A 22,899-nucleotide genomic window follows, 5' to 3' on the forward strand; every position below is an offset into this window, starting at 1 on the left:
ATAAAAACCTTTCTTTACACGAACAAGTCCTCATCCAAACAGGCGTCACATGTAATTACCAAATAAGTAAGTTGTTTAAATCAAGTATATTACGCTTTAGCAAATCGCCCACATTAATAACAGGTTTTGCGAATCTATCGAGATCATCAATACCAACCCTAGGGCATGCAGTGTTTACAACAGCATCCACAGGCAGGTTATTAACCACATCTGGTGAAACCTCATCAGCATCGATAATAACAACCTCCTTATTCATCTCCCTTAACCTATCAATTAGTGGCTCGACTAAATCACGCCTTAGTTGACCGGGTTTCCGCGAAAGCACAACACCAACGCGCTTAGCCTTCCTAAATTCCTCAATAGACCTAACCTTCATTGCTAAGTACCTGCGATATACATGCTCGATATCCTCAACAACGCCCCTAAATACATCGAGTAAGTAAACGACGGTTTGAGGTCTTAGGAATTTAAATGTTAATGGATAGAAATAGCCGGATCCAATGAATAATACAGTGTCTGGTATTGGAAAACCGATGAAACACCCAGTTATGGGCTCACTGGCAATCTTTAACTCAAACTCCTTCGCTATGGTGCGTGCATACAGCAGGTATGGTAATGCGTAAGTAACCACAGGATTAGGATTCGCCTTTATAAGGTCGTTAACGATTGATTTAAGCCTACTTAATAATTCTGGCTGGGGCTTGTAATAAATTGGCGCAAGTATCACATGCGGTCCATCTCTAATATTGAGCACCGTAACAACACCCCTTTTATCAATAACTGCCCTGAAGTTTGTGATTATTGTGCGTAAAATATTTGGCGGTAAAGCATGCCCTAGATGAATTACGTAATCATAGTCCCTCACTAGGGAAAAATCACAGGAACCCCAGACATTGCGACCGCTTAGGTGTGTGTCTAAACCCTTATTGCTAAAATACCGTGATAGCTCAAGACCAGCGTCTTTAAATCCTAGAGGTGTCTCAATAAGCACCTTAGTACCAGCCTTCTTGTTGACAGTATCCTCAATGCCCCTAAGCGGTAGTAAGTACGCACCTGCCACCTCAAATAATTCATCGCCAATATCCATGCGCCATTACAGCCCTAAATAATGTATAAATAAACCCTATGCATCCTAAATGGCCCACTAACTGTTATGGTTTTTTCTGCCCTCCAACCAGGTACCTCGAAATCATGGCTAACAACGCGAGCACCCCGCCTAAGCTCCCTACTCAACTTTGGCCTTAGCGTCTCATTGATATCGCTCCCTAGATACAGAGTTACTACATCGGCTATTGAGTAATCAAAATCAAATAAATCACCCCAAACAATATACGCCCTACCCTTCAACCCCAACCTCTCAAAGTTCTCAATGCATGCCCTAACGAGTGCCGGGTTTATCTCAATACCTATACCTATCGCATTGAACACCGTAACGGCTAACGTAACGATACCGCACTCCCCAGCCCCCGGGTCAACAACAACCTCGCCAGGCTTCACATCAGCTATCCTAAGCATTTCCAAGGCTACATCACGCGGTGTAGGTACGTATGGCGCAGTCATAGTGGTGTATTACGTGAAATACCTAGGGGAAAGGGTTTTAAATGCTCATCACTCTAGGGTTTCAGCACATAAAGCCATGTATACAATACCCCAACTGGGACATGAAAGGGTGGCTGGTGTCGTTGGTAAGCACGTATATGGTAATTTATACGATATCGATCCAAGCATCCTTAAGGATGAGGATTTCCTACGGTCGTTGGTGATAAAGGCAGCCGAAATCGCCAACGTGCACCTGGTTGAGGTTAGGTCGTGGAGATTTGTAAATGGTGATAAGGAGGGTGTTAGCGTTATCGCACTTGTCGTGGAAAGCCATATAGCACTGCACACATGGCCCGTTTATAGGTTCGCAACCCTTGATGTATACACATGCGGTGATCACAGTATGCCAGACAAGGCTTTCAATTACATAATAAGCGTCCTTAAGCCCAGGAGATATACAATTAACTACTCAGATAGGTCAAGTGACTGAATTGTGAAATATATAATTAAAAATTATTAATTTTAAAATTTTGCAGTAATCATGAAGTGGGTGCAGGTATACATCTTAAGATCCTAACTGCTGTCTTAACATCATCGGCAGTTACTGTCTTTCTACCGGCATGTCTCGCTAACTCTATACTCTTTGTTGCAATGTCAAACGCAATATACTCAAGAATATCTCTCAATGCTTGTATTGCATCTTCACCTACTCTTTCAGCACCTGCCTTATGGAAAATTCTATCTATTGGTGCCAAGGGAAGTTCCGGCATCACCTTGCCAAATTAAGACTAATATTTAAGAATTTTTCCTCTTTTTACACATGAAAAATTACGGGTATATTTAAAAACCTACATCCTCTAGTTTATATGTTAATGTTGCGAATTTCGTTTTATATAGATAGAAAATTTTACCGCAATTATTACAACGGCATGCAACAATGAAGTTCTCGCTACCTCTTTTACTTAGAAATTGAATCATGGACCAATTATTCATGCCGCAATATGGGCATGTGATTATCATGAATTGTCACTGAGGTAATCCGTGATGTTACGTTTATTAAACTTACCCTTACTACCATCCTCATTGTCTACCCTATCTGTACCTTCGTCGATTCTAAATGCTTCGTTGATTGGGATTATGTTGCTATCGACCTCCTCACCGTACTTCATGGTTAATATCTTCCTGACTACATTAACTACATTCTCATTAATACCATCAACTTTCCTAGTCCATTGCCCTAGATTGTTTAGGGCATCTAGGGGTGTGCCGAATACCTTCAGTATTGCCTCAGCCCTCTTCTGCCCAATGCCTGGTAGTGATGAGAGAAATTGAATTTGTAAATCCTTAATAGTTCCGCCCTTCCTTATCGGTATTGATTTAATACCCCTATTACCTACCTTCTCAGCCATTGATTTAATAACAAATGCAGTACCCTCCTCACTGGGTGTGGGGATTATTCTCAAGCCCATGTCTACCAACGTGGCTAGAGAACCGAGTATTGAATGCTCATGAACCTCCCTCCTAGTCAGCGACCTCCATAGATCACCCTCAACGATTATGTAAGCTCTATCAAAGGCCCTCAATAATTCCCTAGCTTGCTCAAATAACCTGCCATCGACTATTGAGGATATGAAGTCCATAGCCCTCTTACGCTCAATACCTACATTACCTGGCAGGACATAGTCGCCAATATCCAATTTACGAGGAATCACACTACAGTTAAACCTCTTAAGCCATTTAACAACCTCCTCCGCGGTCTCGTACTCCCGCGAATCAATTATTACGGTACACTCCACCATTAACTACTAAATCCACCTGAATTTAAAGCCACTTATGCGCAATAACTGGGTTAGGCCATGTTCAACTCCTCATGAATAACCATGTATATGCCTAACAACGTCACCACCATACCAACCACAGTTAGTGGTTGGGGAATTTGGCGGAATATAAGCAATGCCAATAATGTCGCGCCAATAGGTTCACCTAGTGTTGATGTGGTCACCGTTATAGCCCTAGAATACCTAAGGGTATAGTTGAGCAATGTATGTCCCAGGAGCATGGGGCCTAGGACTATCATCACAATGTAAAACCAGGTATAGAGTGGGTATGGCCAAAACCTCGTGTGCAGGAATAGACCTGTTATTAAAGTCACAAGCGCAGAGACACTATACACGGGCACAGTGTATGTGGCTAGGGAGACCTTAACCCTAACGACCCTACCTATCATGAAATAAACAGCACCCGCCACAGCACCAATCAACGCAAGTAAATCGCCAACTAAGGCTTTTAGGCTTATGAAGAATTCGGGTGTGGTAATAAGCACGACGCCCAGGAAGGCCGTTAATGTACCAATGATGGCATGCCTACCAACCCTCTCGCCTATAAGCCTATCCATTATAAGCGTGAATATTGGGTATGTAGATACAAGTGTTGTGCTGGCCGCAACCGTGGTCAGGTACAAACTCTCGATCCACGTCATGAAATGAACAGCCAACGCAACACCACTGACAATGACCAACAATACTTCATTACTCCTCAACGCATATGCGCCATTTTCCCTTTCAATGATGAATAATGGTGTTAGTGCAACAGCAGCTATCGCGCTTCTCCAAAACGCCACAGCCACGGGTTGAGCGCCCGAAAGTAATATCAGTATCGAGGCCCAGGATATCGCTATCACAGCCACCGTAAGCGCCACGTAATGCTTCATCATCTAGGTACTTAATCCATAATACTTAATAAATTGTTAACGTAAGAATTCATCATAACAATTGGGTAAGTGAGACATGAAGTTTATAAATTAGTTCTAAGACTTGACTTAAAACGTGGTTAAGGTACCAATAAGGCTTGTTAGTTGGGATGAGATAGCTGAATGGGCCAGGGTATTATCCATGAAGATAAGGGATTCGGGTTGGTTGCCTGATGTCGTTGTTGCAATAGCGAGAGGTGGTTATGCACCAGCTAGGTTAGTTTGCGATTACCTAGGCGTTACGGACCTACTCAGCGTTCAAGTTGTTCACTGGCCATCCACAGCCCAGGTTGCTGAGAAGGCATACATAAAGTATCCACTCTCTGTTGATCTAAATGGTAAGAGGGTCCTTGTAATAGATGATATTGTTGACACGGGAGACTCGATACAATTGGCGAAGGAGCACATTGAACGTAACAACAAGAACGTTGAGGTGAGAACAGCCGCTCTACAGTGGATATCCACAGTGGCAAAGTTCAAGCCAGACTACTGGGCCATTGAGGTTAAGGATTGGATCTGGTTTGTCTATCCGTGGAATATCACTGAGGATATGACGAACTTCATAAGGAGAATACTCAATGAGGAATCCAAGAGTGGGAAGGTGGAATGGACGCTAAATGAGATAATCGGTAAGATGGTTGAGTGGTATGGGGATGAAGCTCTCAAGGTTAAGGTAACCTACATAGACCTAGCCCTTAGAAATCTTGAGAAGCAGGGCATGATAATGAGGGTTCAAAGGGACGGTATCGAGCGTATCATCATTAAGGGTTAATCTCATCAAACATAGTACAAATAACCATCACCTATCAAAACATTTAACGCAGCTCTCTTAAGGATCTAAAATTCTCCAGGAAGTATGATAATGTGGGTTGGACCATCGATGAGTAACATGTCATTTATTGAATCATGAACCTTCTGGTTCTTCGTGAATAACATTAATACGGGCTTGAGAGAATCATTTTTAAGCGCGCTATTTGTCATAGTCGCAATGGTTGAACAAGAAGCGGTCAGAGCAACAGTGATAGGCAAATTGGGAAGATTGAGGATATACCTATACCTAGTACTATTACTACTTTACCTAGCCGCGTATTTCCTAGGTTACGCAGTAAAGCCAAGCCCGCAATTTGCGGCGCAGGTCAATAAGCAGCTTAATCAATTTACGGAGGAGGTAAACAAGCTCTCCTCAGTATCCCAGATTGCCGCGTTCTCGTACAAACTAACAAACCTCATGGTCTCCCTAGGCCCCTCACTAATACCAGTATTCGGCATCTGGAACACAGCAACCCAATGGGTGTACTCAGGCATAGCGACTAATGCCGTCGCAAGCAATGAAGCCGTGGCAATAACAGCCCAGACAATACTACTATCAATAATACTCGCAATACCCTCAACGGATGGATTACTCACAGTATTATTATTAATAAACTCAGCCAGAGATAAGTCATTTAAGGAGCTCACGATTTTATCAGCACGCTCTTACATAATGTGGGTAATAATAACAATAATATTATTAATAATATTCATGGCAATGCCGTAACACCATTAATTCTTCGAAGTAATTAGTAAACCAACCAAAATGATTTATCTATAACACCATAATTGAGATTGTTCATAAGAACTTTTTGGCGCCTCACTGATATTAACTTAATGAATAATCTATGCATTAAGTATAGCAGCAATACCGTAAGTAAATAAATACCTAGGACTTTGGTTCGACATGCCTAAACTCGAGACCATAGAGTCTCAGGAACTTATATGCCGCCGCTGATATCGATGGAGCAGCCACTATACCCCTCACGGGCTTATCCTCCTTCTGCCTCAGGTAATCCACATAACGCTTAAGTTGGTTTACGGCTTCAGGGCCTGCTTGCGAGCGCTTACACTCAATAACAACAAGATTGCCCCTGCTGTCCTTGGCCAGTATGTCGATATCGCCAACCAACGTATGGTACTCCCTGGCGAGTATCTGGAGTCCATCCTCGATCATGCTTGGATTGTTAATTATGGCGTTAACCATATCCTCCTCCCTACCAAACACTCTGTAATTAATTGTCGTACCAAGCTTCAGGGCAGCCGTAAACCTTATTACGGGCACCTCGACCACAACAACCTCCCTAGGGCTTGCTCTAACGCTTCTTAGGATGAGCACACCACCGTCAATCGTCGCATATAAGCTTGAGGGCGGTGGATTCCATAGGCGTGGTTCCCTCTTCGTAGCCTCATGGACCATAAAGGTACCGTCCGGCTTGCTTATGACTAGCCTGGGCATTAATTCCCCAAGTTCTGATTTAGCCCTGCCTTCGTAGTTAGCAACCATGTCCCCGTAAATGATTAGTACGTGAGTGTTTTTCCTGAGATTAATGAGTTTAAGAGCATATTGAGGTGCTGGGTCGATTAAGTATTCATAGTCGCTGGGTCTTGAATTGTCCATGAAGCTTGTTAAATCCATCAGCTAAATGCTATTGGGTTTAAAGATAAGTGTTTTTCCTAGGATCCCTTCATGAATTCCACATCCGTTTCGCTGATCAATTCTAAATCAAAGTTTAAACCATATAGTATTCTGGCTAGATCCAGGGTGGTTAGTCTTAGGGGATTAACTACGAGATTTAATTCATCATTTTCAATCCATGAATCGAAGGGTCTTATGGACTCTTCAATGGCGTCTACATAACCCATCCTAACTATCCTAAATCTGTAGTGCCTGGCGTAAACTGTGCATCCATTATTGATTGCGTCATTTACGAAATCCTCATCATCTCCAACACCAAGGAGTGCGCCTTCATCGCTCATGTTTATTACCTGTAGGTTCTTTCTGTTTGTAACGTTCTCGATGCAGTCTCTCCTTATTATGTAGATGAGATCCATGTTTAAGCTTCGTGTACGTGATATGCTGGTTTTTAATACTTTTTAATTTACGGTTATAGTTGATCTAGTTGCTTTCAAGGGATTCGATCATGGATGGGGCTTATGAATTATGGCGTTATTTTAGCAAGCATTTAATTTCTTAACTTCTTTATGAGCTCCTTAACCCTGGATATGTCCTCCTCCTCAATATTGATCAGTAGTGATGCGTTTATTAGAAGCTGATCGATGATTTTCTCATCAATTGAGTCATCAATTTCCTCAAGCTCAGTTACTAAGTAATTAATAACCGCCTTTGCCGCTAAACCCCGTATGCTTGCTTGCGTCTGCTTCAATTCTCTTAATATTTCGTCGTAATTCATTACAATTAAGTGGGAATTTTTATTTTTAATACTTTTACCTGTCTATATTTCATGACCTCTTTTCCATCGGTACGTAGGGTACGTCATGGGGGCCTGTGTAGCATGCCCTGGGCCTAAACAACCTATGCTGGTCTAGGTACTCTATTGCGTGGGCTGTCCAACCAACGACCCTCGACATTGCGAAGATTGGTGTGTAGTACTCGTAGGGTATGCCGAGCAGGTACATGGCTATGCCGCTCCAGAAGTCAATGTTTGGATAAAGCTTCTTGGGTGCTAATTTTTCTAGGACAACCTTCTCCACTTCCGAGGCTATGTTGTACCATGTCATGTTGCCCTTGGCCTCGCTTAATTGCTTCACGAGCTCCTTGTATATCCTAGCCCTTGGGTCGTATGCCTTGTAAACCCTGTGGCCAACACCCATTAATCTCTTTCCTTCGGCAAGCAGTTTTTCGACGTATGGCCTAGCGTTCTCGGGTGTTTTAATTTCTAGGTACTGTTTCATTGCAGCCTCGTTAGCGCCCCCGTGTAATGGGCCTTTCAGTGTAGCAATACCTGCGGCTATCGCTGAGTATAGATCTGTCCACGTTGATATTGCCACGAGAGTTGCGAAGGTCGAGGCTGGCACCTCATGATCAATGTGCAGAACGAGGTATAGGTCTATCGCCTTTGTTGAGGTTTCATCAGGTTCCTTGCCAAACATCATGTATAGGAAGTTCGCTGCGTGGCTAAGGTCTTTCCTCGGCTTAACTATGTCGAGACCCCTACTTGCCCTATAGTGCGCTGCTATCATTATTGGTAGTGCCGAGGTCAGCTTAATAGCTCTCCTTAGGTTTGCCTCTTTACTATAATCGCTTGGATTTTCATCGAATGCGCCCAGGGCGGCCACACCGGCTTCGAGGGCTAGCATTGGGTGTGCCTTAACCTTACCCATTGTTGTGACTATGGAGTAAACCTCGTTGGGTAATTCCCTGTAGGAGGTTAGTAATGATTTGAAGTCATCAAGTTCCTTCCTATTTGGTAATTTACCGTAAAGGATTAAGTAAGCTACCTCCTCAAACGTTGAGTACTTTGCCAAATCATCAATCCTATAACCCCTATACCACAGAATCCCATTTTTCCCGTCGATATCTGAGATTGTCGTAGTCTTAACGAGGACATCCTCAAGACCATGAATTATGGGGCCACAGGGTGTTTGAATGACTTTACCGCTCGTTGCTATTGTAACCTCCTTAACCTCCTCACTCATACAATAATCATTGCTTGAGGACTTATTTAAATACTATCTTAATATATAGTTTAATGATAACCAATATATGCGTCAACTAGCGAAAACTTAATAACCAAATGCAGAAGCACCTTAATAACAAGTTAAATAAGTAAGCCATTACTAGAACCCTGATGATTAGGGCAATATTCATCGGTAGGTTTCAACCACCACATCTCGGTCATGTTTGGGCCATTAGGGATATTCTCAGGGAGGTTGATGAATTAATAGTGGTAATTGGGTCGGCACAATTCAATTACATAATAAAGGACCCATTCACCATAGGCGAGAGAATATGGATGCTCAGGGAAGCCCTTAAGGAGGGTGGTGTCGACTTATCGAGAGTTATTATTGTACCAATACCAAACATAGAAAATAACGCAGCATGGTTCGGGCACCTAAGATCATACACACCACCATTTCAGGTTGCCTATACAGGTAATCCCTTCGTGGCAATGCTCTTCAGGGAGGCTGGTATTGAGGTTAGGCAGCAACCAATGTATGATAGGGAGAAACTGAATTCCACAAGAATTAGGGAGCTTATCATAAAGGGTGACCCATCCTGGGAGGAGTTGGTACCTAAATCCGTGGCTAGAATAATAAGGGAGATAGGAGGTGTGGAGAGGCTCAGGATAATAGCCATGGGTGAAGCCGAACCACATAGATGGTGATTACTCATTTAAACAGGATATGCGGTGTTATATTGAATAGTTAATTAATTACCCAGTATATTGATTAATTTTATGAGATAAGTGTTTAAGGATTACGCATTTGATAGTTTTATAGAACATGCATGGGTATTTAAAATAGGGCTTAGTGGTAATCGTTGTGCCAGTCACAGACTTACACGCATTGGGATTAATCTATACACACGCATTGAACACGGATTACGCCATGGTGATGACCATCTATGGCATATACCTACACGCGGTTTTCGTATCATTAACCCTAGGGCTCCCCTTAGCCATACTTGCCTGGTTGATTATGTGGTCAAGAACTCACGACAATCTCTACCTAAATTATGCAAAGACCCTTACTAACGTCTTAATTGTTAACTTTGCCCTGGGCGTTGTTACGGGAACCATAGTTGAGTTCGGCTTACTTGATATATGGCCAACCAGTATACTACTCTTTGCGTCATCAGGCTTTCTACCGCTGCTTTATGAGGCCACCATAGCCTTCATAGGCGAGGCCGTGTTGGTTGTGTTCTTCCTAATAACCCTGGGCAGGTGGAGGGCCGGTTATTCAATAGCATTACTCATAGTGACCTGGTTCCTGGGATCCCTCTCGGGCTACTTCATACTTACTGCAAATGCCTGGATGAACGTGCCCTGGGGCATGGGGAACATACTAAGGGCTCTATACCCATTCCTACCCAGTTATGGTCCTGACGATGCTAACGTCACCGGTGTACTTAATCTGGCAGCCTTATTGGTTAACTACACGTTGTATGGTTATGGGTCGATGGCATTATCTAACCCAGGCTTTACCCACCTGGTTGGGGTCTTCTACCTAAATCCATACATATCCTTAGTTAACCCAGACGCCATAATCACGACGTTCCACACATTGTTTGCCGCCTACGCCATAGGACTTGGCGTGGTAGGTACTGCCTTATCTGTGAGGTATCTGGGAACGCGTGATGATAAGTACATAAAACTTCTAAGACCCATCCTATGGGTGTTAACCATAGTATTGCTGATAGAGCCGATAGTTTTAGGGCACTTCATGGGCGATACCGTGGTTAAGTACCAACCGCTCAAGTTCACGGCATTGGTTACGTTAACTGGTGGTAAGGGGGTTTATGGGTATGAATTCTACGACCCGATAGAGGCATTGTTCGCCTACGGTAACCCATACCACCCAATACATGGGTTTGAGTACTACCTAAGCTCATGCAATGCACTTGGCAACACAACATTCGTGGAGTTATACGAGAAGCTTGACCCCTCAATGATTAACTACATATCGGGAATTTCAAACCTAACCCTTTCAAGCTATTGCCGTGAGGCCGTGTTATCACTGGAGCTAATAGCCCCATTGGTTAGCGCGTTTTATTATACAATGATTGGTTCAGGCATAATCATAGCCATAGCAGCAGTTCTCGTGCTGTTCACCTACCTAATCAGGATACCTGTGTTAACGGACATAACGGACTTCATCAATTACAGGCTACTAAGCCCGTTAATTGGCTATTACAATGTGTTACCGTTCCTAACCATGGTAATGGCCTTCGGCTCGGCGATCGCGGCAACCGCCGGTTGGGCTGCTAGAGAGATTGGTAGGCAACCGTGGACCATCTATGGGCTAATAACAACTAACGAGGTAGTTACACCAGTGCCTATAACACCAGTCTTTGTGGCTTACGTGTTGGCTATACTCACGGCAATAGCCGTGGGAGGCTCTTTGGCGATGTATTACGTAGCTACCAGACCAGGTATTCTAAGGAATATTAGTGAATTACTGAGGGGTGGTGAATCATGAGTATTGATCTATTTCTTTTTTCATTGCTCGGATTCACGTTGATCATGCATTTAATATTTGTAAATGTGATAATTGGGGTTACCGTATTAACGGTAGCGATTAGGTACACGGCCTACCTAAGGAATGACCCATATCTAGAGCTCCTGGCTAGAAGGGCGTTCAGGGTAATGGTCATCTTCGATCTATTCGGTGGTGTCTGGGGTACAATATTGACTGTATACATGGCTGGTTTCTTCCCGAGCATGGTTGCCATATTCACCAGGGTCTACTTCTACCCAGTTGCGATAGCCCTCACGGGCATTCTGGTTAGTATACCGCTCATAGTCATGTACTGGCATCTATGGGGTAGAATTAGCCCTAGGAGCCATAGCCTTCTTGGTATACCCATGGCAATATCCGTGCTGTTAGTCCCGCTGGGCTTTAGGTACCTATTCGCTGGACTAAACTACCCAATAGGCATTGATGGGGATCAACCATCGTACATAGCAGCCCTAGCAAACCCCGTGTACCCAGCGCTTGCGTTGCATACAATGCTCGGTGGTTTAGACGTAGGAGCCTTCGTACTGGCAGCCATATTAGCCACCAGGAGTAACATGGATGTTAGGGGTGTGCGTATAGCACTCAGCACAGGTATGGCACTGCTTATACCCCAATCAATAGCTGGGGCGTACTACTACGTGGTTCTCGCCAGGTACGACCCATACATAGTCAATAACATAGCAGGGCCCCTGCTAGGTGGAAAACCGAGCCTCGGCTTCGTATACCCACTATTCTACACTGCAATAGTGCTGGTAGTTGCCTTAACAATAGTCGGTGCGATAGCCTTGTACAATGCAATGATGGGTTTCGTGAATAGACCTCTAGCGATAACCGCAGGTATACTCTCCGAGTTAATACTCGTGCTAATGGAGTTCGTGAATGACGGATCCAGGTACCCATACCTATTCCTAAGTGGTAATGCTGGTATTCCAGTTAATGAATTATTGAATGAAGCAATACCATTACCGCTGGTGGCCATATACACCATGATCGCCTCAACGCTTGTGTTCACGGCAATATTCAGCATCGTACTCTACTACGGATTATTCAGAAGGTACTTACCCGAGACAGAGGAGTAGGTCCTAATTAGCCTATAGCTTTGACGTTAAAAATCATTTTAAAATTTGAAATTAGACATAGGCAATGATGCAGAGGGTTGATATTAGTGGTAATATGGCTATGATCAAGACCGTAAATGCCCAGGAATGCGTAGAAAATGTCATTTTTGAAATAGTGTGTATCTGTTAGTTAACGCAAACCCCTTATTAACTGGACAGGACTCGGTGGGCTATGGGGAGTACATAGGTGACTACACGAGGAAGGCCATGGAGTTGTTCAGCTTCTCAAGCTTCAGATTCCAGAGGAGCATGGTGAAGGCGATGGGTATGGTTAAGTATGCAGCGGCTACAGAACCAGGTATAATGACCAGGGAGTTAGGAAAATAACTTCCTAATAGGTTAAAACTAAGGGGTAATGATCATCAATACATCACCAACACAGCGAGTAACCCTGCCTACTGTATGTGGTGATACCACTGACGTAGTATGGGCTTTGCTGATTAATTATTAAACCACTGGCACTTATGCCGGACTTAGGTGAGTAATGGAGCACCCACGCGAAGTCCGTCCACACAAACTTGTATTCATACTCCACGTAGCAGATAAATAGGAACTGAAACTTAACCAAGCGGGCCGTTAATAACTTCACACCAAACTCCTCAAACAAAACAGCCGTCTGGGAGGTCTCATTACCCTGAGGCAAGACCCACGCAGCAGCTTCTTCGTAAGCAACTGAATATTGTTGATTCGCCATCTCAGGGTCACTTAAGTAGAAATACCAAGTGTTATTATTAATACCGCCTGTGTTCTCCTGTATTACATGCACCGATGATGCTTCACCATATGTAGACGATGGACTTGCCGAGGGAGGAATATACTCAGTGTATGAGTTTATAGGTATTCCTAGGTATTTATCGTAATGATACACGTAATCAATCCAACCTCTCTCGTGATCAAACGTACCAATGAAATACTGTATACGACCACCATCCCTAATTATTGCATTACTTGGAATGTAAACGAACCACACAGCGGGGTTTATGGTATACTCGAGAACGCCGCTTGCATTGATTAAATTCTTGTGAATGAAAATGCAGGTATCATAAAGGAAAGATCCGTTTCCATCACTGTAAGCCAGCAAATCTATACCATCATACATAGGTACGTATTCAAACGCTAATTCATAGGTACCATTTTGAAGACCGGAACCGAAACATGGGTCTAACATGTTTGTGCCTGGACTTAATTGATCTTCATAAATACCTAGATTTAGGTTTGCCTCAGTTTCCTGCGCCGCCTCAGCCCATGTCTCCTTAATGCTCTCGTACTCGTTTACGAAACCTATTATTCCCTTGGCACTATAGCTTGCTGTGAATATTAGGCTGTGGTTATTACCGAAGGCTGCCACGTATAATCCACCAATTGCTGGAGACATTGCGAATTTACTACCATAAGCCCTAGCCCAGGCTATAGCCAATGCACTAGACGCCGCTAGCGACTCATTGGGATTTGAAACAGCTATCACAATTAAATCCTCATCCCTAAACAGGGACTCCAGTGAGTCGATGATGAGGGATGCATTATTACTGAAGTAATTTAATAGGTAATCCCAATCGATAACAACCACGGAGCCAGGAGGTATCAGAGGTAGGTTAGGGACGTTAGTGAGCCTAATTGTGAATTGGGGAATATTGGCATTAATGAGTTCTTGAATGAGTGTCTGGGGGCCAACGACATAGATAGTAACACCACTTGAAAACGAGGCATTGATTGATGCTTGTTGTGGTTGTCCTGTTGTTGTATTGGTTGTGGTTTCATTGATGGCATGTATGGTAAGGATTGGGACTAAGGCTATTATTAATGTTGCTGAAATCATGATTAGGATAAGTAGTTTAGGTAAACCCATTAATGCCTAAGTCAACTTGAGGCCCTTTTAAACTTACTAGAATCGTAGGGAGTGCGTTAATGCTAATTAATACGAGATTGGTGGGTCGTATAATTACACATGAATCAATCCGCAACCTTTTAATGCGATTGCTGAGTGGTGCTTCATAATGCACACTATTACCTGTAAATGGTCCTCATTTGAGGAATGCGAGAGTAGGTTAATCGAGAGTATAGAAAGTGCTGGAATGAGAATATTCGCAGTAATCGACCACAGCAAGAACGCAGAGGACGTTGGCTTAAACCTAAGCAAAACCAAACTTTACATCTTTGGGAATCCCAGTGCCGGTACACTCCTCATGCAGAGAAGGAGAGAGATTGGGTATGATTTACCTCTCAGGGTACTACTGTGGGAGGAAGACGGTAAAGTAAACATATTATACAAACTACCAAGCGAAATAGCCAGGGAATACGGACTAACCAACCTAGACATACTAAATAAAATGGACACAACCCTACAAAAAAACAATAGAAAACATAACCCACTAAGGATAGATATACCTCATGAAACACTTAAGATAAAAGAAAAGCATTGATCTAACCACGTTAGAAATGCACATCGCACTAACAAGGAGTAATTATTGGTTTTGTTATGGCCAGCATAGTTCTGGTGTGGATGTTTTCCATGATTTGACTCCGCTCACGTATGTGCCTGGTTGTCCGTATCCGTACGATACCGATGGGACCAAGCCCGTGCTTGAGCTTGTTGGTTGTGCAGTAAGCCACCAACCACCATCAACCCAGATGTACTCATAGGTATTCACAGTATAAACCAAATAACACCTAGAACTCACTAAAACCTTAGTACTCACGTAGACTGGCAGGTAGGCTGATTGCTGGGGGTTTGGAAAACCTATGAAATTCGGCATAATCCAAAGTGGTGATGAATCATCGAAATCATTGTAGTAGTCAATGTCTGGATTGTTTGCGTGGCTGAATCTGAACCTCCAGGTAACGTTATTGGCAGGGTAACCGTAAGCTGTCGTTCCTGGGATGGTAGAAATGCTTATACTCTCACTAAAGCCATACCCAGTCGTTAAGTGTACTAGTTGGGGTCGTCCCGTACTACCTCCAACGAATGAGTTCGTTATTGATTCGTTGTAGTACCTGTAACTGGTATAGTAATCAATTGTGCCGGTTTCGCTTAAAACCTCACCACCATTGTTAGCCGCCGTCTCCGATAGCCTATACCCAACATAGCCGTATACGTAGGCGGGTATGTTCGGTGGTGTTGCAGTGACCCAAACCTGGGTGCTTATCTCTAGGCATGTGTCGTAGTAGAGTGTGCCATTACCATCACTGTAACCCATGATACTCGGTGGTTCGTAGGAGTGTGGGCCGAGTATTGGGAACGCCCATATGAAGTAGCTGTCGCTATCCCACTTACCGTTTAGGTAGTAATCCACAGAGTGGTACCACTCATAAATATAGTAGCACAGGTCGAGGTAATACGCCTCAGGGTCAGGAAGGCTTGAGAAAAGACTCGCTATTGAGAATGAGTAACTCAACGACTCATACATAGCCACTGCCTCAGCTAACTCACTTGGGATTACTGGCCCAATAACCAGGTAGTGCGGCCCGCCAAATGCCACTGCCAGGGCCTTCTTGCTGCCGATTGGTATTATTGGGTATGCGATTAGGTAATCAAATGGCACACTACTACTCATCATGTAGAGTACACCATACCTCCTAGCCCATGAGTAAGCTAGTAGGTACTCCATAACTGGTAAATCGCTTGAATTACCGTAGAGCATGACCAAGTCACCCTTGGCTATTAGGCTTGTTAGCAAGTCAATCACTGGGCTCGTTAGGTTAAGCTTCATCTCCCCATTAACCACACCAACAACGACACTAGGCTCAATCACCGAGTAATCAATGATGACCGTGGAATTACCAGGCAAGGAAGACAACTGACCCAGGCTTACTGGCTTAATCAGTGATTGTGGTACACCGACGCTAACGAGTCTTTGGGTTAATGATTGTGGTCCAACGACGTAGATTGGCGGGCCTGGGTACATGTTGATTGGAGAATCACTCGATGCCGGCGTGCCTGGCTTATTGGTGACATGGGTTAGAAGTAGTACTGAGACTATTGCCAGAGTAATAGCCAAGGCGATTACTAGTGGAATGATCCAGGTCGGTTTGGGTCTTTTTCCCACCCCCATCATCAGTCTTAGTAGCAACCATCCCTAAAAAGCTTGTGCAAGTAAATCAATAACACCATCTACAATTACCTACAAATACATACCCGAGGAATTGATCTGGTGATCAATTAATGGCATAGAAATGGAAACAATCCGCGATTAGTTAAGCACGGAAAAGGGGCTAAACCACTACCCAGGTTTAGCGGTGATAAATACTGGAGAAGACCTGTACCACCATGGGGTGATCTAGCCAATGCGAAGATTATAGTCGGGGTCTCACACCTTCGGTCCAAGGCGGGAATTAGGTAGGATGATGCTCACCGGTGATGAAAGTAAACGATAAACCTCGCCCTTTAGGGTTAGGGTTGCCCACTACGGTGAGTTTAGAGGGTTTGACTGAGTTAGGGTTTGGTTTTCAACCGTATTTAAACATGGGTGGTGATGTTACCCATACATTGCATATTGGGTTTACGTAGTAACCCGTCACTAGGCTCCCTGGTACGCCCTGTGGTTTGTAATACGTCGCGTTTATTGAAATGGTGTTGTTCAATGACGAGACTAGGCCAACAACCCAAACCTCATTGGTCCACACCCTCCAGCATGGTATGTCTATGAAACCCAACTGCAACCCCGTGGTGATCCCCACCCTAAATGGTAAGTAGAACCAGTATGTGCCACCAGGCGAGTAGTTTTTCAGGAATATACCCGCACTCCCACCGGGGCCCACCTTGAAGCCGTTAATGAATACCCCAGGCTGTGGTGGAAAACCAAATAGCCAGAGGGGGTAGATGTATGAGAAGGACCATGTTAGGTTATATGCGTAGTATCCCGCCCCGTTATAGTAGTACGTCGTTGAGACCCTAACTAACTCATACACACCCTGGGCGGGCATACTCAACATTGGGGTTGGTTCATAAGCACCGTAACCATCGGCTATGTAGGCATTGTATTTGTACGCCTCATTAAATAGAACCGGCTTACCCAACGCCTCAGAGCTCCCATACATATCAAAGTCGCCGAGCATGCTAAACACGGGAATGCCGCCCGGCGACATGGAATAGGCGACATCACCCATCAACTCCGCACCTATAACTCCCTCGCCATTTGCTGTTGACCCTAAGACCGAATTAAGCATTAATATGCATGAGTCGTAGTAGAATGTGTCGCCGTAGTTGTCCTGAACAGCCTCAATGCCGTAATCATAAGAATAAGGCGCGCCCTGACTCACTAAAGCCTGCATACCCCATAGTAAGATGTAGTCACCACTCGTGTAGATGCCGCTCGAGCTCTGCGAGCTTGAGAAATCATTCATATAGACCACGTAGCATGGATCCATATTTTGGTAGCTTGGGTCTTGGTTTGTTGTTGGTAGTTTGATCTCGCCCTTAGCCGCCTCTATTGGCACTAGCCAGTTCCTGAGTAGGTTTGGTAGTCCCTCGAGACTGACTGGCCCTACCAGCACGGCTACTCCGTATGGTGTCTCTATTGCGGTTGCCCCAACCAACGTGTAATTACTATTCACTGGCATCTCAAGCATCGGCACTACGTAGAAGCGAGCCCCATTGAGTCCGTAAAAAACTACGTTCGCACCCCTAGCCATTGCGTAGGAGAGGAGTAGCTCGGCAACCAATGCCTCGGACCTACTCACGTTCACTAGGACCAGGTCACCCTTGGCGAACAAGCCCTCCAACAAACCAACAACTGGGCTCGCCAGGTTCAACGTAACATTACCACCAATGTTCGCATCTACGTAAGACCCAACCACAGACCAATCAATCATAACAACACTATTGTTAGGTAGGTTAAGCAATTGACTTAGGCTAATTGGCTTGATTAATGATTGAGGTATGCCGGCACTTGTTAATTCCTGGATTGATGATTGAGGGTCAACAACATAAATGGTAGTGTCTAGTCTCGTACCTGTTGGCATTGGTGCGTCGAGGTTAGTCTCCACCGGCTTGGTGCCGTGGGTCAGGGACAATGCGAAAGCTGTGATTACGGCGATTATTGTGGCTATCAGTAATGAGGTGGTGAGGACCCTCATTGCCCAACACCCAGTTTCCATGCCTCCACTGCCGATGCGATTATGGTCGTTGCCTGCTCTATGATTGCCATGTATTTCACGTAATCAATGACTGCCAATCCTCCTCCTATGAGTATTGGTGGTATTAATGTTAAGATTATTGTTGCAACACCCCACAGTGCCTTTGATGCCCTCGTTGTTGCCACGCTAATAAGCACTGCGTATGTGCCGATGAGCATCACGTAGGCAATCACCAAAATAACCAATGCAGGTATTGCCAACCCAGCCAGTAGTAGGGCGAAACCAATGACGAATGCGATAACCATGGTTATCGGTACAAAGCCCCTACTCAATTTACCCAAAACCAAAACAACACCGAGGTATGTGTACAAAGCAAGCATCAAAGCAGCAACAACGACTCCAGCAACAACGATATTACCAGGAGTGTAAAGCAACCAATACGGAAGAGGAATCGGCATAACCGTAAGCACAGAACTAAGCAGTAGCCAGAGGGATGAGGCAAAGCTCACAAAAACAAAGCCGGCGTAGAACCAGAAGAGGGACCTAACCATCAAGCAAAAACCAAGAGAGAGGAATTAAGCATTACCAGACGAGGACCCACACCTACCTCTCACACTCACGCAACCCGAGGTAGTAGTTTGAGGCGTTTATTATCATGCCCATTGGGTATATTGATGATGAACCGCCTGGGTTTGTTGCCTGCGGACTACCTATCAACGTTATGTAGAATGAGGAGCTTGATGATGGGTTGAAGTTAACATAAACATTAGCGCCTATTAAGAGGTGGTTGGTGTCTATGAAGGCGCCGGCGATGGTTGAGACAGTGCCTGCGCCAGTGATTAAATGACCCACAATGGTGGGTACCTCACCAACGTATACACCGGGGAGTAGTGACTCGAGGAGGGGTGCGATATTCACCGGTCTCGGACTATAGGCAGTAATAGCATTACCCAACGTGTATTCGACAAAGGCGAGGTTTCCAGTCAACTCCTGGTAACCATATAGTGGGCTTGGACACGCACTCACATTAGCCACACTATTGTAGCCATCATCGAGACTTACTACCAACTGCCTACGCATCTCGTAGGCATGGAGTACCTCCGCGAACATCCCGGTAATTGAGCCATTGCCAACATCGATATATGGGTAAACCAGTAAGTAATTATTATCGAAGAAGTCCTGAGGCAATAGTGAGAGTGGCTCGGTGCCATTAGCCCAATTATCCAAGGGGCCATAACCACCCTCATACTCCTGAAACGCTACGTAGGAGACATTGCCGGGCAAGCCTATGTAGAAGAAGCCTGAGGAGGGCACGTAGTAGATGGGAGATGGAATGTTGATACCAGGGCAGTTCCCTCCAGTGAAGGTTAGTGATGGTCCATATGCAATGCATACCTGAGACCCAATCGGCGTCTCTATTGTGTATGTTTGTGAGAATGTGATTGTTGGGCCCACCAGCACTAAGGCACCACTATCGTTGAGTGTGCCGAATAGCCCTGAGCCTGACTGTGCCGTGCCACCACCCATATAATCAATAAAGATGCCACTTATGCTTTGTATTGCGTTTTGGCTCCAACCCACGAAAAATAGTGGTATTGGGCCCTCGAACGCACTGCACTGTTGTAGGGCCCAGTAGTAGCATTGTGTGCCGTACTTACCACAGCTTGGTGGGCTCTGTGGTGGGGGTGGTGGGTAAACATTAGCATTACCCATGCAACTGCCCACGTATGTATAACCGAATGGGTCGCTGCCAAGACCATTTGTCGAGTCGCTCTGCGTGGTGCCTGTTGGCTTTGTCATTGGCACTGCAATCACAGGCCTCACTGCCGTGAAGTTCGCGTTTACCGTGATCTCAATTGGCTCCTGGCTTACTACCCAGCTCGGTTTGTACGGTATTGCCGTTATTACTGTCCACGTCTTGTTACCCTCTCCGTACGTTATGAATGCTATTAGTGATGGGTTCAGTGCACCATTGAACTCCTCAAGCCACCTACTGGCTATGTACCTAACCAACGAGCCCGTTAGGTTAACCGCCACAGAGCCATAACCACTGTAGTAACCAACCGTGTAAATGCGGCTTGGAGCCATCGCGAACAAACTAACAGTGAAGAACACAGGCTCACCATTCATGAACCCCCTAAAGACAACAACCGGGTAATTAAACGCCGATACACTGTAATAATCAACCTCATAACCAAGACCATGGAGAGTCATGAAGGGCTTCGGCGTCACTGGGCTTGGCACCAAGGCCAAAACAACCACCGAAAATACCGCTAAGGCTAGGATAACCACTGCAAGCGAAGTCCTGGGCACAGACAACATGCTGAACTCCTCACCTCACGGGGCTTTTTAACCCTACCTACCCATGAAAGGTAGATTGGAGTGGTTCAGTGCCTTTCTTTAGGCTTTGGTGAATTACATGAATAATTTGATTCATGTAACTTAAACCCGCGGTGAGGGTTGGCGATGTGACAACGCACAAACGCGGAGAAACAGACATCAAGCACAACCACGCTCTACTCCCACAAACTCACACCCACGGGGGTTAAACAATTTCCAACCCAAACCCGAGAAACATAGAATAAAATTCGTTGGCGCCACCGCCGGGATTTGAACCCGGGACCTACGGGTTAACAGCCCGCCGCTCTACCGTGCTGAGCTACGGTGGCATGATGTTTCTTTTGTTTTTGGTTATAAGTTTTTCTTCATGTTTTGCCTACCCACTTAAATCCGTATTTTTCGTAGATTTTCTTGACAAAACGAACAACAAGCCTCGCCCTTCTTGTCGTGGGTGGTTTTTAAGTCTGGTTGCTGCTTTTTCTTGTGGATGTTGCGTAGGTCTGTTGCTGTTGAGCTTGAGGTCACTAGGGAACTCAATAAGCTGCTTTACTCCGTTGAGTCTGTGTATCTCAACATTGTTCGTGAGGTTGTTGAATATGCTGTCGCGAATAATGTTACGGGTGCGAATCAACTCCAGCGGTTGTTCTACAGCAGGTATAGGCTGGAGTATCAGGGCTTGCATTCTCACCTAGTAATCCAAGCCATTAAACAAGCCTCTGAGATCGCCAAGTCATTTATTGCGCGAAGAAGGAAGAGTTTGGTGAACAAACCCTACCCGGAGGTTAAGACCGTGTCCATTAGGTTTGACGAAACGACTTGGAATTATGAGCAGTTCGTTAAATCAATAACCCCGGTTAGGCTTAGCCTATCACTGCTTGGCGGGAGGAGGGAGGTTTGGCTCAGACCACACAAGCGCTTCTGGCAATACTGGTGGAGGGTTTTGAGTGGGGAGGCGGAATTAGCGTCAACGCTAATGATTAAGCGCAAGTTGAACAAGTGGTACGCCATATTCATCTTCGAGCTGAGGCCTAGGGAGGAGGAACCAAAATCAATCATTGCCTTCGACATAAATGAGAACACGGTAGCAGTGGGTAAGATCAACATCAAAACCACCGTGAACAAGGTGGCTAATTGGAATAGGCAATACGCAACGCCACAGCTATACTCGATAAGGACTGACTTCGGTAGGTTGGCTAGGAGGTATGAGGCAATTCGAAACAAAATAATCGAGAAACTCAAGCCTAGATTCGCATTACCGAGCGGTAATTACGTGAATGTGACGAACACAAGGGAGTTCAGGAAGCAGGTGAGGAAATTACGAGAAAGGGATAGGAAGGTTGGTAGGGTTAGGCAAATCGCCAACGAACTAACAAAGACTCCAGCAATCATAATCACCGAGGAGCTTGGTGAGAATCCACAGGAGTCGATGATTGATGGAATTGGGAAGGACGAGTTGAGGCACCGCATAAAACAGACACCATTCAAGAGTATTGAGGAGGCTGTTGTGGATAAGGCTTTGGAGCACGGCTCCAAACTATTCCACGTATCATCATACAGGAACAGTAGGATTTGCCCAGTTCACTTTACGAAGCTTGAGAGAACAGATGATTGGCATGTACTAAAGTGCCCACTCGGGCATTACGTGCATAGGGACTACGCGTCAGTAACAAACATGCTTTGGAAGATTACACCGAAAGCTTGGACAAAGGGAGTATGGTGGAGTTTAAAGGGTTTGAGCAGGAACATGAACTGGAGAAAACACGAAGACGAATCAAACCCACTAATACCACACTCCATCGTGCAGTATCTACGTGCCATACTAAAGACCTTCACGGCCAGCGAACAAAGCCCCGCAATGCCGGCCCGGGGCAAACCCATGAACTCCACCAGATACAAAATGAAGGTGGCGGCGAGGAAACCTCCCAAAAAAAGGAGGAGGTCAGCTTCTCCGCATCCCCTAATACCGTTATTGCCCTTGGGGTGTCATGGGTATCTATAAAGAGCCAAGAATTGAGTAGGAATGGCCTCGGTAATAAGGCCAGTTGTCTTTTAAGGATCTGTGCAAAATCC

24 protein-coding genes and 1 tRNA gene are annotated in these 22,899 nt (G+C 44.9%); 9 read left to right on the forward strand and 16 right to left on the reverse strand.

Annotated elements, in window-relative coordinates; genetic code table 11:
* Positions 1 to 55: 55 nt before the first annotated feature.
* Together B7L70_RS00435 and B7L70_RS00440 are read right to left on the reverse strand one after the other, a co-directional pair.
* The gene (locus B7L70_RS00435) at positions 56 to 1,087 is read right to left on the reverse strand and encodes a diphthamide synthesis protein (protein WP_081225926.1); all 1,032 of its coding nucleotides are present in this window, start codon (positions 1,085 to 1,087) and stop codon (positions 56 to 58) included.
* A gap of 14 nt (positions 1,088 to 1,101) precedes the next feature.
* On the reverse strand, positions 1,102 to 1,560 hold the full coding sequence (locus B7L70_RS00440; protein WP_081225927.1) for an SAM-dependent methyltransferase: 459 nt from the start codon (positions 1,558 to 1,560) through the stop codon (positions 1,102 to 1,104).
* A gap of 76 nt (positions 1,561 to 1,636) precedes the next feature.
* On the opposite strand from B7L70_RS00440, the gene speD reads away from it, so the two are divergent.
* Complete coding sequence (speD, locus tag B7L70_RS00445; RefSeq protein ID WP_081225928.1) at positions 1,637 to 2,029, forward strand: adenosylmethionine decarboxylase; 393 nt, start codon at positions 1,637 to 1,639, stop codon at positions 2,027 to 2,029.
* A gap of 49 nt (positions 2,030 to 2,078) precedes the next feature.
* Here the strand turns inward: speD and B7L70_RS00450 are convergent, their stop codons facing one another.
* The 4 genes from B7L70_RS00450 to B7L70_RS00465 form a co-directional block, all read right to left on the reverse strand.
* Positions 2,079 to 2,309 carry a histone family protein gene (locus tag B7L70_RS00450; protein ID WP_081225929.1) on the reverse strand — a complete coding sequence of 77 codons (231 nt, stop codon included), beginning with the start codon at positions 2,307 to 2,309 and terminating at the stop codon, positions 2,079 to 2,081.
* Positions 2,310 to 2,379: 70 nt separating this feature from the next.
* Positions 2,380 to 2,559, reverse strand: coding sequence for a hypothetical protein (locus B7L70_RS00455; RefSeq protein WP_081225930.1), 180 nt, complete (start codon positions 2,557 to 2,559; stop codon positions 2,380 to 2,382).
* Positions 2,556 to 3,335, reverse strand: a complete 780-nt coding sequence (locus B7L70_RS00460) for an ERCC4 domain-containing protein (RefSeq protein WP_081225953.1) — start codon at positions 3,333 to 3,335, stop codon at positions 2,556 to 2,558. The genes B7L70_RS00455 and B7L70_RS00460 overlap by 4 nt, the downstream gene beginning before the upstream one ends.
* Before the next feature lie 53 nt (positions 3,336 to 3,388).
* On the reverse strand, positions 3,389 to 4,252 hold the full coding sequence (locus B7L70_RS00465; protein ID WP_081225931.1) for a DMT family transporter: 864 nt from the start codon (positions 4,250 to 4,252) through the stop codon (positions 3,389 to 3,391).
* A gap of 112 nt (positions 4,253 to 4,364) precedes the next feature.
* Between B7L70_RS00465 and B7L70_RS00470 the strand changes: the two genes are divergently transcribed.
* Both B7L70_RS00470 and B7L70_RS00475 read left to right on the forward strand, forming a co-directional pair.
* Positions 4,365 to 5,060 carry a phosphoribosyltransferase gene (locus B7L70_RS00470; protein WP_081225932.1) on the forward strand — a complete coding sequence of 232 codons (696 nt, stop codon included), beginning with the start codon at positions 4,365 to 4,367 and terminating at the stop codon, positions 5,058 to 5,060.
* A 216-nt stretch (positions 5,061 to 5,276) separates the two neighbouring features.
* Positions 5,277 to 5,825 (forward strand): hypothetical protein, encoded by a 549-nt coding sequence (locus B7L70_RS00475; protein WP_081225954.1) that lies wholly within the window; start codon positions 5,277 to 5,279, stop codon positions 5,823 to 5,825.
* A 162-nt stretch (positions 5,826 to 5,987) separates the two neighbouring features.
* On the opposite strand, the gene nucS is transcribed toward B7L70_RS00475, so the two are convergent.
* The 4 genes from nucS to B7L70_RS00495 all read right to left on the reverse strand — a co-directional run bounded on the left by nucS (position 5,988) and on the right by B7L70_RS00495 (position 8,758).
* Positions 5,988 to 6,737 carry an endonuclease NucS gene (gene nucS / locus B7L70_RS00480; RefSeq protein WP_081225933.1) on the reverse strand — a complete coding sequence of 250 codons (750 nt, stop codon included), beginning with the start codon at positions 6,735 to 6,737 and terminating at the stop codon, positions 5,988 to 5,990.
* 38 nt (positions 6,738 to 6,775) lie between these two features.
* Positions 6,776 to 7,153 (reverse strand): hypothetical protein, encoded by a 378-nt coding sequence (locus B7L70_RS00485; RefSeq protein WP_081225934.1) that lies wholly within the window; start codon positions 7,151 to 7,153, stop codon positions 6,776 to 6,778.
* A gap of 131 nt (positions 7,154 to 7,284) precedes the next feature.
* Complete coding sequence (locus tag B7L70_RS00490) at positions 7,285 to 7,512, reverse strand: hypothetical protein (protein ID WP_081225935.1); 228 nt, start codon at positions 7,510 to 7,512, stop codon at positions 7,285 to 7,287.
* Between the two features lie 49 nt (positions 7,513 to 7,561).
* Positions 7,562 to 8,758, reverse strand: a complete 1,197-nt coding sequence (locus tag B7L70_RS00495) for a citrate synthase/methylcitrate synthase (protein ID WP_081225936.1) — start codon at positions 8,756 to 8,758, stop codon at positions 7,562 to 7,564.
* A gap of 152 nt (positions 8,759 to 8,910) precedes the next feature.
* On the opposite strand from B7L70_RS00495, the gene B7L70_RS00500 reads away from it, so the two are divergent.
* The 4 genes from B7L70_RS00500 (at position 8,911) to B7L70_RS12935 (ending at position 12,744) form a co-directional block, all read left to right on the forward strand.
* Positions 8,911 to 9,447 carry a nicotinamide-nucleotide adenylyltransferase gene (locus tag B7L70_RS00500; protein ID WP_081225937.1) on the forward strand — a complete coding sequence of 179 codons (537 nt, stop codon included), beginning with the start codon at positions 8,911 to 8,913 and terminating at the stop codon, positions 9,445 to 9,447.
* A gap of 157 nt (positions 9,448 to 9,604) precedes the next feature.
* The gene (locus B7L70_RS00505) at positions 9,605 to 11,260 is read left to right on the forward strand and encodes a cytochrome ubiquinol oxidase subunit I (RefSeq protein WP_238376010.1); all 1,656 of its coding nucleotides are present in this window, start codon (positions 9,605 to 9,607) and stop codon (positions 11,258 to 11,260) included.
* On the forward strand, positions 11,257 to 12,378 hold the full coding sequence (locus B7L70_RS00510; RefSeq protein WP_081225938.1) for a cytochrome ubiquinol oxidase subunit I: 1,122 nt from the start codon (positions 11,257 to 11,259) through the stop codon (positions 12,376 to 12,378). Before B7L70_RS00505 ends, B7L70_RS00510 begins: the two co-directional genes overlap by 4 nt.
* 156 nt (positions 12,379 to 12,534) lie before the next feature.
* On the forward strand, positions 12,535 to 12,744 hold the full coding sequence (locus tag B7L70_RS12935; protein WP_143701479.1) for a hypothetical protein: 210 nt from the start codon (positions 12,535 to 12,537) through the stop codon (positions 12,742 to 12,744).
* A 43-nt stretch (positions 12,745 to 12,787) separates the two neighbouring features.
* On the opposite strand, the gene B7L70_RS00515 is transcribed toward B7L70_RS12935, so the two are convergent.
* Complete coding sequence (locus tag B7L70_RS00515) at positions 12,788 to 14,263, reverse strand: hypothetical protein (RefSeq protein ID WP_081225939.1); 1,476 nt, start codon at positions 14,261 to 14,263, stop codon at positions 12,788 to 12,790.
* 148 nt (positions 14,264 to 14,411) lie between these two features.
* On the opposite strand from B7L70_RS00515, the gene B7L70_RS00520 reads away from it, so the two are divergent.
* Positions 14,412 to 14,837 (forward strand): DUF302 domain-containing protein, encoded by a 426-nt coding sequence (locus B7L70_RS00520; protein ID WP_081225940.1) that lies wholly within the window; start codon positions 14,412 to 14,414, stop codon positions 14,835 to 14,837.
* A gap of 54 nt (positions 14,838 to 14,891) precedes the next feature.
* Here B7L70_RS00520 and B7L70_RS00525 read toward each other — a convergent pair whose 3' ends face one another.
* The 5 genes from B7L70_RS00525 to B7L70_RS00545 form a co-directional block, all read right to left on the reverse strand.
* Positions 14,892 to 16,469 (reverse strand): hypothetical protein, encoded by a 1,578-nt coding sequence (locus tag B7L70_RS00525; protein WP_143701480.1) that lies wholly within the window; start codon positions 16,467 to 16,469, stop codon positions 14,892 to 14,894.
* Between the two features lie 391 nt (positions 16,470 to 16,860).
* Entirely contained in the window at positions 16,861 to 18,489 is a 1,629-nt protein-coding gene (locus tag B7L70_RS00530) for a hypothetical protein (protein WP_143701481.1), read from the reverse strand.
* A complete protein-coding gene (locus B7L70_RS00535; RefSeq protein ID WP_081225943.1) occupies positions 18,486 to 19,040 on the reverse strand; it encodes a hypothetical protein in 555 nt (184 codons plus the stop codon). Before B7L70_RS00535 ends, B7L70_RS00530 begins: the two co-directional genes overlap by 4 nt.
* Positions 19,041 to 19,092: 52 nt before the next feature.
* Positions 19,093 to 20,811, reverse strand: coding sequence for a hypothetical protein (locus B7L70_RS00540; protein ID WP_238376011.1), 1,719 nt, complete (start codon positions 20,809 to 20,811; stop codon positions 19,093 to 19,095).
* A gap of 270 nt (positions 20,812 to 21,081) precedes the next feature.
* Positions 21,082 to 21,158 (reverse strand) — tRNA-Asn (locus B7L70_RS00545).
* Positions 21,159 to 21,316: 158 nt separating this feature from the next.
* Between B7L70_RS00545 and B7L70_RS00550 the strand changes: the two genes are divergently transcribed.
* A complete protein-coding gene (locus tag B7L70_RS00550) occupies positions 21,317 to 22,828 on the forward strand; it encodes a zinc ribbon domain-containing protein (protein ID WP_081225944.1) in 1,512 nt (503 codons plus the stop codon).
* The last annotated feature ends 71 nt before the right edge of the window (positions 22,829 to 22,899 follow it).

This window comes from Vulcanisaeta sp. EB80 (assembly GCF_002078205.2).

Coding starts and splice junctions, on each gene's coding strand:
- B7L70_RS00435 (WP_081225926.1), bottom strand. CDS start 1,087: ATGGATATTGGCGATGAATTATTTGAGGTGGCAGGTGCGTACTTACTA.
- B7L70_RS00440 (WP_081225927.1), bottom strand. CDS start 1,560: ATGACTGCGCCATACGTACCTACACCGCGTGATGTAGCCTTGGAAATG.
- speD (WP_081225928.1), top strand. CDS start 1,637: ATGTATACAATACCCCAACTGGGACATGAAAGGGTGGCTGGTGTCGTT.
- B7L70_RS00450 (WP_081225929.1), bottom strand. CDS start 2,309: ATGCCGGAACTTCCCTTGGCACCAATAGATAGAATTTTCCATAAGGCA.
- B7L70_RS00455 (WP_081225930.1), bottom strand. CDS start 2,559: ATGATAATCACATGCCCATATTGCGGCATGAATAATTGGTCCATGATT.
- B7L70_RS00465 (WP_081225931.1), bottom strand. CDS start 4,252: ATGATGAAGCATTACGTGGCGCTTACGGTGGCTGTGATAGCGATATCC.
- B7L70_RS00475 (WP_081225954.1), top strand. CDS start 5,277: ATGGTTGAACAAGAAGCGGTCAGAGCAACAGTGATAGGCAAATTGGGA.
- nucS (WP_081225933.1), bottom strand. CDS start 6,737: ATGGATTTAACAAGCTTCATGGACAATTCAAGACCCAGCGACTATGAA.
- B7L70_RS00485 (WP_081225934.1), bottom strand. CDS start 7,153: ATGGATCTCATCTACATAATAAGGAGAGACTGCATCGAGAACGTTACA.
- B7L70_RS00490 (WP_081225935.1), bottom strand. CDS start 7,512: ATGAATTACGACGAAATATTAAGAGAATTGAAGCAGACGCAAGCAAGC.
- B7L70_RS00495 (WP_081225936.1), bottom strand. CDS start 8,758: ATGAGTGAGGAGGTTAAGGAGGTTACAATAGCAACGAGCGGTAAAGTC.
- B7L70_RS00500 (WP_081225937.1), top strand. CDS start 8,911: ATGATTAGGGCAATATTCATCGGTAGGTTTCAACCACCACATCTCGGT.
- B7L70_RS00510 (WP_081225938.1), top strand. CDS start 11,257: ATGAGTATTGATCTATTTCTTTTTTCATTGCTCGGATTCACGTTGATC.
- B7L70_RS00515 (WP_081225939.1), bottom strand. CDS start 14,263: ATGGGTTTACCTAAACTACTTATCCTAATCATGATTTCAGCAACATTA.
- B7L70_RS00520 (WP_081225940.1), top strand. CDS start 14,412: ATGCACACTATTACCTGTAAATGGTCCTCATTTGAGGAATGCGAGAGT.
- B7L70_RS00525 (WP_143701480.1), bottom strand. CDS start 16,469: ATGATGGGGGTGGGAAAAAGACCCAAACCGACCTGGATCATTCCACTA.
- B7L70_RS00530 (WP_143701481.1), bottom strand. CDS start 18,489: ATGAGGGTCCTCACCACCTCATTACTGATAGCCACAATAATCGCCGTA.
- B7L70_RS00535 (WP_081225943.1), bottom strand. CDS start 19,040: ATGGTTAGGTCCCTCTTCTGGTTCTACGCCGGCTTTGTTTTTGTGAGC.
- B7L70_RS00540 (WP_238376011.1), bottom strand. CDS start 20,811: ATGTTGTCTGTGCCCAGGACTTCGCTTGCAGTGGTTATCCTAGCCTTA.
- B7L70_RS00550 (WP_081225944.1), top strand. CDS start 21,317: ATGTTGCGTAGGTCTGTTGCTGTTGAGCTTGAGGTCACTAGGGAACTC.